Here is a 12,568-nt window from a genome sequence, read left to right on the forward strand (position 1 = left end):
GGTGGAAAATAATCACAAATGGCCGTAAAATCCAAAATTTTACCCCTACAAAGCAGAAAAATTACACTTTTATATTTAACACTATTTTAATATTTGCGGACACTACCTATTGAAACATAATATTAAGTTAACATGAACCACAGAAGAGATTTTATTAAAAAAACAGCCCTCACTGGTGCCGGTATTGCCCTATTACCCAACCTAGGTTTGGCAACTAATTTAACCAAAGACCCGCAAAAATTAAGAGTAGGTGTAATTGGTGTTGGTCTAAGAGGTACAAATCATCTCGATAACCTGCTAAAGAGAAATGATGTTGTTGTAGCTGCCATTTGTGACATAGACCCAAACCGCATTGATATTGCCCAGGACCATATAGTAAAAGCAGGTGGAAAGAAGGCAAAAGTTTTCGGGAAGAATGAACAGGATTATAAGAATCTATTGGCTCTACAGGATATAGACGCAGTAGTTATTGCCACCCCTTGGCTATGGCATACCAAAATGGCGGTAGATTCAATGAAAGCGGGTAAATATACGGGACTTGAGGTATCGGCCGCCAATACCCTGGAGGAATGCTGGGATCTTGTAAATACCCATGAGCAAACTGGTTCCCATCTAATGATATTGGAAAATGTAAACTATAGAAGGGATGTGCTTGCTGTATTGAATATGGTAAAACAGAACGTGTTCGGCGAGCTATTACATTTCAGATGTGGTTATCAACACGATTTACGAGGTGTAAAATTTAATGACGGTAAAACAGCTTACGGAAAAGGTGCCGAATTTGGAGCTAAAGGAATTTCCGAATCGGCATGGAGAACGCAACATTCTTTGTTAAGAAATGCAGATGTCTATCCTACCCATGGTTTGGGACCAATAGCTGTTATGGCAGATATAAACCGCGGTAATCGTTTTTTATCCCTAACATCACATGCCACAAAAGGCGTTGGACTGCATAAATATATTGTAGAAACCGCTGGTGAAAACCATCCCAATGCCAAATTGAAGTTTAAACAGGGAGATATTATTACTTCTACCATAGAAACTTCCAACGGGGAAACCATCATTGTTACCCATAATGTAAATAACCCCCACCCCTATTCCTTAGGGTTTAAAGTTCAGGGTGCACAAGGGCTTACCGATTTTGACTACCACACCCAACGAATTCATATTGAAGGTGTTACTGAAGGACATGGTTGGGAAAACATGGATACCTGGCTCGAAAAATACGATCATCCCTTATGGAAAAAATTTGGCAACAGTGCTACGGAAGCAGGACATGGTGGAATAGATTTCTATGTTATGAACGCCTTTATAGAATCTGCCAAAGAAAATATAGCACCGCCAATGGATGCGTATGATGCTGCAGCCTGGAGCGCAGTTACGCCACTCTCCGAACTTTCCATTGAAAATAATGGTGAACCACAAGATTTCCCGGATTTCACCAGAGGTACCTGGATTAAGAGAAAACCTTATAACTGGATTAAGGATACGTATTAAATACCAGCTAATACATCACATAAAGACATTTTGAGTTGTTTGAGTAAGTTGTTTTTTAAGACCCATTTCATGAAAATGGAATGGGTTAAAAAAAGTAACCCGCTCCTCTCCAATTTAACCCTTGAAATAATATGAACGGAAGTATTTAAACGATTTTAAAACGACAAGAATTTTTCAAATTTTAACATCAACCGATTACTAATTTAAACTAGATCAATGAAAAAACCACTTATTTGTTTATTAACTCTAATTTTGAGTATAGTGCACTTGGCCCAGGCTCAGAATATAACGGTCCAAGGAACCGTTTACGACGACAATGGAGTTCCATTACCCGGCGCTTCCGTGGTAGTCAAGGGAACCTCTACAGGTACTCAATCCGATTTTGATGGTAACTTTTATATAGACATTAAGGGACCAGAATCTATTTTAGCTGTTTCCTACCTTGGCTTTAAACCACAGGAAATCCAAGTTGGAAACCAAACACAGATCAACATCACCTTGGCTCCTGATGCTACCCAATTGGACGATGTAGTTTTAATTGGTTACCAAAAAGTATTTAAAAGAGATGTCACCAGTGCTGTTTCCAGTATTAAGAGCGACGATATTGAAGGAATACCGGTTTTGGATGTATCAGGATTGATCGCTACCCAGGCAACTGGAATCCAAAGCGTAAATATGACTGGTGCACCAGCAGGTAGAGGAGCCCTAATTATTCGTGGTAATACCAGTATAGGTGGAGATATCGATGCAGATTTGGCCTATAGTAGCCCCTTATACGTTATTGATGGGGTACAGACCAGTCTTGAGGATTTGGCCGGTTACGGTGTCTCCAACGTAGATTTTTTGGCCTCGCTTAACCCTAACGACATAGCGAGCATAGATGTTCTAAAAGATGCTTCGGCCGCAGCAATTTACGGATCTAGGGGTGCTAATGGAGTTATCATCATTGAAACAAAAAAAGGTGCAGCTCTGGACAAACCGGAATTCTCTTTTTCCACCAGCTTAGGATTGCAACCAAAACCAAACTTGGTCCCGATCTTGGTAGGGGGGGCAGAACGCCGTACCAAAATGGAAATGATCCAAAGATGGTGGCATACCGACGAATTGCAAAGTGGACAAACTCCAATGGTCTTGACCGATAGTATAAACCCCGCGTTTAACAACAATGTTGATTATCAAGGTTTGTTCTACAAGACCGGTATTGACCAACAATACGACTTTAGTGTTAGGGGTGGAAGTGAAAAAACCAACTACAGAATGTCCTTGGGTTATGATAACCAGGAAGGTGTCATAAAAGGAACCGGGGTTGACAGGGTAACTTTTTCCTCTAATCTTAATTTTAAGGCAGGTGAAAAATTCAGGAATCAATTAATTACCAGATTCACCCATACCGATCTGCAAACAGGCCAGGGAAATCCTTATCAAGGAAGTTTTAACCTTAACTCGTCCCTGCCTGTAAATCCGGCCGGACTTCAATCTTCCCTATTCTATCTTACCGATGAAAGAAGGCAGTCCTTAAGCGGGGAACTGGAAGGCAAGTTGAACGAGGATAAGACTGTAAACTTTACTATTTCCAACTTTGCCACCTATGATCTATTGGACGGTCTTAGCCTAAATTCACAACTAAGTTTCGTCTACGATAGTAATAAAAAGAACTTCTATGAGCCTTCCACTATACGGACAGAAAGAGATGGTTTTGCCAGTTATGCCTTATATAATCGTAAGAACTTGACGGCCGAGACCTATTTAAGCCTATTTAAAAACCTTGGGGCAAATAATGACCATGAGGTTACTGGAGTATTGGGAAATAGGATAGATTACAACAAATACGAGGATATGGCCTTGACCGCCTTTGGATTTGGAAGTGATGCCATACAAACCATCAACAATAGATATACCCAAGACCAGATAGGCGGATATACGGATATCAGTGCCAATGCCTTAGTATCTTATTTTGGTCGTGTAAGTTATAAATTCAAGAATCGTTATATGGTAGGAGGAAACTTCAGTATCGATGGTTCTTCCAGGTTTGGTAAAGATGTACGTTGGGCCAAGTTCCCTTCCTTTAATGCGGGTTGGGTTATTTCCGATGAGCCTTTTCTTAAACCTCATATTTCCAATTTTATAGATTATTTAAAAATTAGAGGTAGCTGGGGTATCAACGGGAAGCAATTTCCAGAAAACTACCTTCGTTTTGGAAAATACAATCTAGGTTACGGTGGTAATGTACATTGGGCAAACCAAATGAATGTTTCCAGTTATGGCGGGGTAACCGGCGTTATTCCAAATTATGACCAAATTGGCAATGCGTCCCTTTCTTGGGAGGAAACCAAACAATGGAATATCGGTTTTGACCTGGATATGTTCAACAGAAGGGTAAGTTTGGCATTTGATGCCTATAACAAGAGTACGGATAAGCTATTTTTTGACGTTGCCTTCCCTGCCTATTCCGGGTACAACTCAGCCCCTACCAACGTAGCAGGTGTATTAAACTACGGTTGGGAGTCTATGCTTCGTTACCATGTTTTTCCACGAACCAATGACCTGAGGTTGGAATTGTCCGCAGGTTTTGCGCAAAACAAAAATTACATTTCCAAATTGCCTAATGGCAACCAGGATTACATTGGAGGAGATTACGGTTATGTTGTAGGTCGCCCTATAAACCTCTATAAAATGTTTATTAATGATTATATCATTGATGATCTAGATCAATTGCCTGTAAACCCATTTACTGGAGAACCTTTACAAGGTAAATCCGCTTGGGCCAACATCCGACCAGGTTTTCCAATATGGCAGGATCTTAACGGGGATTATTTACTTAATGAGGAGCACGATCTAAAATTAACGACAGACTATTCTCCTATTCCCGATATTACAGGTTCCTTCAATATTAACTTACAGTATAAAAAATGGTACTTCCAGGCCTACAGCCAATTCTCCTTCGGAGCTGATATAAAGAATACTGTTCTTAACAGTTATATGGATAGCTATGATAGAGGTGGTGATTCCTGGGCAAGAAACGGACTTGCGGACCTCAGTGAATATACATTCTGGCAACAACCCGGTGATGGTGCTGCTGGTGTAGACTTTCCTGCACTATATCCACAGAGTCCAACACTTGGAGCATTTTACGGCTTCAGGGGCAATCAGACCCTTTGGATAGAAAGTGGCGATTATTGGAAAGTTAACAATGCTTCAATTGGATACACCTTTGACCAGAACGATAACTTCATGAAGAACATTGGACTATCTCGATTAAGAATCTACGGAGCAATGTTAAACCCATACCAATGGCAGAGATCTAAAAAGGTTGTAGATGCCTCCATGGTAGATGCCAAAGGACATACCTATGGTAACGGATATCCACAGGCAAGGACAATCACTATTGGAATTGACACAAAATTTTAATAATAAAACTATGAAACAGATGAAGAGTTTTAAAATATATATCATGGTCCTGTGCCTACTTGGCGCTGTGAGTTGTACAGATTTGCTGGACCAGGAGCCGATAAGCATTACCCATCCCGATGTATTTTGGGATAGCCAAGCCAATGCAGAGCAAGCCGTAGCAGGAGCTTATGGTCTTTTTAAGGAAGCCATTATGACCCAATCCAATTTCCTTTATTGGGGAGAGTGGACCGGGATGACCTTTATGAACAGTCGTAACTGGATCGTAAACTATATTGAAGGTAGTGGTAATTACGTCTTGGCATATAGAGATGCATCCATCAACTGGAAAAACTTCTATAGAGCAGCTAACTGGGCCTATACTATAGAACAATATGTGAACGATATGCCTGTGGAAATGTTCGATTCCAAGACCGAAAAAGATAGGATTTTAGGAGAAGCAGCGTTCATTAGATCACTGACCTATTTCTATATGGCCCGTATCTGGGGAGATGTACCTGTCGTGGAGCAATCCATTGAAAGTTCTGACCAACTTATCAGTGAAGATGGATATATCGTTGAGACTCCAAGGGTGGACGAGCTGGAAGTGTTGGATTATGCGCTTGAAGCTGTTAACAAATCCATTGGATTATTACAGTACTCAACTCCTGGTGCCTCCAATTGGGCCATAACTGCCAACAAGGCAAGTGCAGAAGCATTAAAAGCCCATATTACCCTTTGGTATGCGAGCAGGGATAACGATAATGTGGAGATGATACAGCAATCCATAGACGCCACTACAGCGGTAATCAACAATAGCGGTGCTAGTTTAATAGATTATTTAAATGAAGGTAAGGATGGTTTTGATGAAATGTGTATAGGTCAATCCAAGACAGGTTTATTCGAAATTAATATCAGCGCGGAGATGAACGAATCCTTTAGGTTGTTACAATATGACGATAACCATACCGGGCTTACCCTGAATTACCCTGTTTGGCAGAGCGTAAATACTGGTATTAGCCCTTATATTGATCCTGATTTTTATGGGAATGAGATGATGGCCACAGATGCAGATAGGTCCAACGATGTTCGTAAAGATCTTTTCTTTTATGAATATGGGACCAATGCAGATTACTCCTATCTTCAGAAATATTCGCATTCTGAACAAGATCCAGCTTCCGAAGATGCCTATGCGCAATTTTCAGAATCCAATATTCTAATTTTCAGATTGGCAGATATGTACTTACTAAGAGCAGAGGCCAATGCCCGAAAAGGGGTATCAGGTCCTGCAATTTCAGATCTAAATACCATAAGAAGTAAGGCCAATGTACCTGATTACACCGGAGGAACAGACCGCGAATCCCTAATGAAAGCCATTTTTGACGAACGCGCTATAGAGTTTGTTGGTGAAGCTCAATCGGGTTATGACAGAATTAGGATGGATTATTATGACGGAGTGCCATGGGTAAATCAAGCAAGAAATGCCAAAAAAGGATATTTCTGGCCTGTCCATCCATCGGTTATATCCAGGAATCCTTCCATTATTCAAACCGAATATTGGAGAGGTAAATTGTAGGCTAATTTTAAGAATAAAAAAACAATAACGATGAAAAAAATAATAATCATATTAACCGCCGTCGTAGTTCTTTACTCCTGTGATAAGGATGGAAACTACCTCATAGACGGTGGCATCAGTAGTTCTGAAGTCGGAACAACCACCATGGAATTTTTCAAATCTCATAGTCAATTGGATACTTTGGCAATTTTAATCGAAAAAGCGGGAATGGCAGATTTGGTGAATGGAAACAACACCATCTTTGCTCCCAATAACCTTTCCATTAAGAATTACGTCAATAGTGTTTTGGCCGATATGAGGGAGACAGATCCAGAAGCGGAATATACCGTAAACGATATTCCTTTAGACACTCTAACCAAATATATGGGAGGTTACATTTTTTCCGGAAAAATTAAAAGGGAAAACATGACCAAAGAACAAGGGAAAATCTATACTGCCGAGAATGGTGAAGAAAGAAGAATTTCTTTGGAACCAACAGATCAATATAATAATGAGTTGGATTCCAAACCCGAATATGTTTATTTCACTTATAAACAAGGGGATGATTGGGACGAATGGGATAACATTGATGATGACGATAAGGTGGTGGTAAAAACCTCCAATTTAATCTCTACCAATGGAGTGATACATGTCCTTCAGGGAAACCATACTTTATTCAATTTCGAAAGGGACTAATAAAAACCATAAAAACAAAAAGATGAAAAACATATTATATTCCATACTGATCATTATCGTAATGGTTGCATCTTGTCAGCCGCCGGAAGTGGGCTATATCAGTGACAATATACATGCCTTGGAAGATACCATTGCCGTTCCACGCGGGGTGTTTAAAGTTGGGGCTGCCCCAGCCATAGAAGGATCTACCTATCCTTTAAAATGGGAGATTACCAGTATAACGGATGCCCAGGGCAACCCTACCAATGACCTGTACGACGAGTACGAGCTTTTAACTTGGAAATCCGCTTTTAATGCGGAGACCGACACTACTTTGGCCTTGGTAGAAGAAAAGTTGGAATTAGGGGATTATCCAACTATTATGATCAATGAAGTGAGTGGACAATTGGCCTTTACCCAGGCCAGTAAGTTTGTAACCAATAATGACATTTTCAAAATAAACGTAAAAGCCAGCAATGTAAGGGGTGAGCGTCAATTGGATGACTTTGTTATTGTAAAATTGGATGATTTTCAACCGGTTGAATTCCCAACAGAAATGCGTTCAAGACTACAGTTGGGCAAAGGTGGTGGAGCATATGACATTGCCTATACCTCTACCATTATGAACGATTTTGACGACGGAGTACCCAGTGTTTTGGATGGTACACACCCATACATCACTGTAACCAAAGTAAGCGAGGAGCCCGCTTTGGGCGTAAAGGTAAAAATGATTATTGCCGACAGTTATGATAAACCCTTAAATCCTGAAAAGGTTGTCTTCTATCCCTCCGGATCAACCTACCTTCAAAACTATCATGACAATTCCATTGACACGGAAATAGATGCAACTGGTTCTACATTCTCGTTACCTGCACCACCGTTTCCTCAGTACGGAAGAACGTATACTACAGGGACCAACTCCTATTTAATGTATTACCTGACCACGGATGATGCCTTTACAGTAGATACGGAAGCCTTCGAAGCCGATAATGGACCCAAGGACTGGACTCCATATTTAGATCCAGAAACGGGAGAGATAATGAATAGAGCCTATATCCGATGGGGAATAAAAATAAACGATTCCGGTACCTGGGAGATTAAAATGAAAATCCCATACACAAAAGTTAAGGAATAATTTAATCTAAAAAATAAGTAGAATCTAAGAATGGTTTGTAATGGCGCAACTTTAGCTCCCATTTCAAACCATTTTTTTTATCTATTTTTAGCCTAGGATGCAGTAATAATGCTTACCCCCAACAGAATAAATACAGCATGAACAGAAGAAAATATATAAAGACCATTGCCCTGGGAACCCTATTGCCCAGCTTTTCCGCTTCGGCATTCCCATTTGGATCAGTTGGCCAAATAAAATCGTTGGAAGAAATACAGTTTAAGAGCAATTGGCACAACTGGCCAGATATGAAATGGGTAGGTCCCGAATATTGGGGAAACCGATTGCAGGATTGGCGACTTACAAATGGGACCGTTGTTTGCAACATTAGTGCTGAAAATAGAAACCTTCAATTATTGACCGTTCAAAAAACGGATTACCTGTCTCCATTGACGGTAAGCGTGGACATAAACTTAATGAATAAAAATATTTCACCAGCCGATGAAGGTTGCTTGGGAATGCGATTGGGATGTAAAGGTCCCTTTGAGGATTACAGGTCAGCTGCCGTTTTTGGCAAGGGATTAAATATAGGACTTAACCCCAGTGGTACCCTACAGGTAGCAGATCAAACCTTCGAAACTAACCTGAAACAAATAGCGAATAACTACAAATTGGTGGCAGAGTTTAGGCCTTCAGAAAATAAATACCAATTAAAAGTTTTGATACTGGATGCCGTAACCGATCAACTTATACATGCCCAGGAAAACATAGCCATTGATGCTACCAGTGTTGTAGGTAATTTTGCCCTGCTCTCTGATTTAAAAACGGCTAAGAGCCACGTATCCCAACCTTCTGCAGCATTTTCCAATTGGAGTATAGCTGCGGATAATCTTGTTTCAAACAACGACCAATTATACGGTCCTATTTGTTTTGCACAATATACCCTACACGGAAATAAATTGAAACTCACGGCACAATTAGCTCCTATTGAAGAGATTGATGGCCACTCCGTTATCCTACAATTCAAGGAACAAGGAATTTGGAAAAACAGAAAAAACACCAAATTGGAGCATATTGGCAGGGCAGTGAACTTTGTAATTGAAGATTGGAACGCCAACACGGATATTCCGTATCGTATTTTGGTAGAAATTCCTTTAAAAAACGAAACCCACCAATACACTTACGACGGAACCATAGCCCAAGAACCAATGGACAAGGATGCAGTTTCTGCCGCTGTTTTTAGCTGTAATTTTCACTATGGTTTTCCAGATAACGACGTCCAAGAAAATGTATCCAAATTAAATTCTGATATTGTACTTTTCCTAGGTGATCAGTTTTACGAGGGCACCGGTGGATATGGAGCAGAACGCAGTGGTGACCTGGACGACCTATGTTTGGATTACTTGCGAAAATGGATGATGTTCGGTTGGTCTTACCGGGAATTGTTTAGGCACAAACCCTGCGCCATTATCCCTGATGATCATGATGTATATCACGGCAATGTTTGGGGTGAGAGTGGAAAAAAGGCCGATACCAGTGAAGGACATGGAATGTTGGCACAGGATTCGGGTGGATATAAAATGCCTGCCGAATGGGTTAATATGGTCCAATTTACACAAACCAGTCATTTACCGGATCCCTACGACCCTACCCCAGTACAACAGAATATCGGTGTTTATTATACAACTTGGAACTACGGCGGACTTAGTTTTGCCATCTTGGAGGACCGAAAATTCAAATCGGCACCCAAGCATGTTTTGCCACCTGAGGCCAAGGTTAGAAATGGATGGATACAAAACAAAGAATTCGATATAAAACAACACCGGAACCTGGATGCTGTACTTTTGGGAAAACGACAGCACAATTTTATTGATCATTGGACCCAAGATTGGAACAATAGTGTAGAAATGAAAGTGGTACTTTCCCAGACCAATTTTGCCACTGTGGCGACCTTACCAAAAACTGCCCTTAATGATGATGTGGTTCCCTCCTTGCCGATTCCCAAAAAAGGGGAATACGTTTTGGGCGATGTTCCTACCGTGGACATGGATTCCAATGGTTGGCCGGCAAACGAAAGGGATAAAGCAGTAAAGGCCATTCGGAAATGTTTTGCCTTTCAGATTGCCGGAGATCAGCATTTAGGAAGTTTTATCCAATACGGCATTGATCAACATGGCGACAGTGGTTACGCTTTTGCTGGGCCAGCATTAAACAATATTTGGCCACGTAGATTCTGGCCAGAAGTAAAAAGCGATCAACACACCTACGAAAATCCCTCCTATGTGGGTAATCATGAGGACGGATTTGGGAATAAAATATCTGTCCATGCCGTAGGCAATCCTTTCAATACGGGGATTGAGCCTGCCATGGTTCACAATAGGGCCACAGGATATGGCTTGGTAACCTTCAATAAAAAAGAAAGAACCATAACTACGGCCTGTTGGCCTAGATATGCCGACCCCATAAGCGATAAAAATGAGCAATTCCCAGGATGGCCAATCACTATAAAACAAGAGGACAATTATGGTCGTAAAGCTGTTGCTTGGTTACCAAAAATAAAAGTTGCAGGAAAGCTTAAACCGGTGATTTCGGTTTTTGATCAAAATAACCGGCTGGTTTATTCAATAAGAATGGCAACAAACACCTTTGCCCCCAAAGTCTTCGATGGAGGAAAATATACCATCGTTATCCAGGATGTGGAAAACGATAAAAGTAGGACCTTAAAAAATATCAGGGCTAAAAGAGTAAATAAAAAGGTTATTGAAATTGACCTTATTTAATAAATAGCTATTTGAGCAACAGAAAAAATCCCAATTTTTCTTAAATACTTAAGAAAAATTGGGGTTTTATATTAACTGAACCTACTTTTTAGATCACGACCGTCTTGCCTGGAATTGGTATGTTATAAGTACCATCCGCATTAGGCTGAACCGGTGCCGGTGAATCCCAAGTTAAGTTATCCGGTGCAAGATCAATATTGGAAGTCATTGCCTCCTCCCATTTAATTACTTGGCCGGAATAGGTGGCCATTCTACCAATAATGGCACTCATAGTACTCATAGCGCCATTCTCCGCATCTGTGATAACTCCCTTGTTTCTGATAGATTCGAAAAGTTTAATATGCTCCACTTGGTAAGGGTTTGGATCATCTTTACCACGATGTGTAAATATTTCCCCTCCATCGTAATTCTTAATAAAAGTATTGTCCCCGTAAGTTTCAATAGTCCCTTTGGTTCCTTGGAAAGTTTCCGCTACCCTACTCATGGTCTCTGGCATATGACGACATTGACTGGCGATTACAGCACCACTTGGGTAGGTGTATTCTACAAAATGATGATCAAAAATTTCACCATGGTCTTTTCCAGTTCTTACTTGTCTACCTCCAAATCCTTGAGCTGAAATTGGATACTCTCCAATAAACCAGTTGGCAACATCTATGTTATGAATGTGTTGTTCCAAAATATGGTCACCACACAACCAATTAAAATAATACCAGTTACGCATCTGGTATTCCAACTCGGATTGTCCAGGTTGTCTCTCTCTAACCCATACTCCCCCACTGTTCCAATAAACCTGGCCAGATACTATTTTTCCAATTTTGTTATCCTTTATTTGTTGCAACCCAGCTAAATAGTTGTCCTGATAATGTCTTTGAAGACCTACAACCACATTTAACTTTTTATCCTTAGCTACTTGCGCTGCTGCCAATACCTTCCTTACTCCAGGTATATCTGTAGCTACAGGCTTTTCCATAAACACATGTTTACCAGCATTAACTGCATATTCAAAGTGTTGTGGTCTAAATCCAGGAGGAGTGGCCAAGATAACCACGTCTGCCAGGTTTATTGCTTTTTCAGCCCCATCAAAACCTACGAATTGATTTGCCTTGGGCACATTTACTTTTTTAGTGTCTTTGAATTCCTTTTGCAAATTCATTAGACTGCCTTGTAATCTATCTTCAAAAGCATCGGCCATAGCCACCAATTCCACGTTGGGATCTGCCCGCAATGCCTGTTGGGCAGCACCGGTACCACGACCACCACAACCAATTAAGGCAATCTTTAATTTTTTATCATTGGCTACATTTACCATAGCATCCATCTGCATGGTAGGTAAAATCATTGCCCCTGTTACCAAGGCACTGCTTTTAACAAAATCTCTTCTACTATTTTTAATATTGGTCATGGCTTTTTTAATTTGTTTAGTTTTTACAGTTAAAAATTAAATGTGCTGTGACTCGCCCCAAAATTTTAAGGACAAGTACGGGTGGTCAAGATAGAGATTAATTTGGAAACGTACAATGTACATTTTTACAGAATGGTATGAATTATGTTAAATATTCA

7 protein-coding genes are annotated in these 12,568 nt (G+C 40.4%); 6 read left to right on the forward strand and 1 reads right to left on the reverse strand.

Annotation, left to right across the window (positions count from 1 at the left end; all coding sequences use genetic code 11):
• Positions 1–132: 132 nt before the first annotated feature.
• The 6 genes from H4O18_RS11420 (at position 133) to H4O18_RS11445 (ending at position 11,005) form a co-directional block, all read left to right on the forward strand.
• Positions 133–1,497: a Gfo/Idh/MocA family protein gene (locus H4O18_RS11420; RefSeq protein WP_187584650.1), complete on the forward strand. Its 1,365-nt coding sequence runs from the start codon at positions 133–135 to the stop codon at positions 1,495–1,497.
• A gap of 216 nt (positions 1,498–1,713) precedes the next feature.
• Positions 1,714–4,905 (forward strand): SusC/RagA family TonB-linked outer membrane protein, encoded by a 3,192-nt coding sequence (locus H4O18_RS11425; RefSeq protein ID WP_187584652.1) that lies wholly within the window; start codon positions 1,714–1,716, stop codon positions 4,903–4,905.
• Between the two features lie 19 nt (positions 4,906–4,924).
• Positions 4,925–6,460 (forward strand): RagB/SusD family nutrient uptake outer membrane protein, encoded by a 1,536-nt coding sequence (locus H4O18_RS11430; RefSeq protein WP_187584654.1) that lies wholly within the window; start codon positions 4,925–4,927, stop codon positions 6,458–6,460.
• A gap of 30 nt (positions 6,461–6,490) precedes the next feature.
• Positions 6,491–7,135 carry a fasciclin domain-containing protein gene (locus tag H4O18_RS11435; protein WP_187584657.1) on the forward strand — a complete coding sequence of 215 codons (645 nt, stop codon included), beginning with the start codon at positions 6,491–6,493 and terminating at the stop codon, positions 7,133–7,135.
• Between the two features lie 22 nt (positions 7,136–7,157).
• A complete protein-coding gene (locus H4O18_RS11440) occupies positions 7,158–8,249 on the forward strand; it encodes a DUF5007 domain-containing protein (protein WP_187584658.1) in 1,092 nt (363 codons plus the stop codon).
• 137 nt (positions 8,250–8,386) lie between these two features.
• The gene (locus H4O18_RS11445) at positions 8,387–11,005 is read left to right on the forward strand and encodes an alkaline phosphatase D family protein (RefSeq protein WP_187584660.1); all 2,619 of its coding nucleotides are present in this window, start codon (positions 8,387–8,389) and stop codon (positions 11,003–11,005) included.
• Between the two features lie 88 nt (positions 11,006–11,093).
• On the opposite strand, the gene H4O18_RS11450 is transcribed toward H4O18_RS11445, so the two are convergent.
• Positions 11,094–12,410 carry a Gfo/Idh/MocA family protein gene (locus tag H4O18_RS11450; protein WP_187584662.1) on the reverse strand — a complete coding sequence of 439 codons (1,317 nt, stop codon included), beginning with the start codon at positions 12,408–12,410 and terminating at the stop codon, positions 11,094–11,096.
• Between the last annotated feature and the right edge of the window lie 158 nt (positions 12,411–12,568).

Source organism: Arenibacter arenosicollis (assembly GCF_014397245.1).
Lineage (GTDB): Bacteria > Bacteroidota > Bacteroidia > Flavobacteriales > Flavobacteriaceae > Arenibacter > Arenibacter arenosicollis.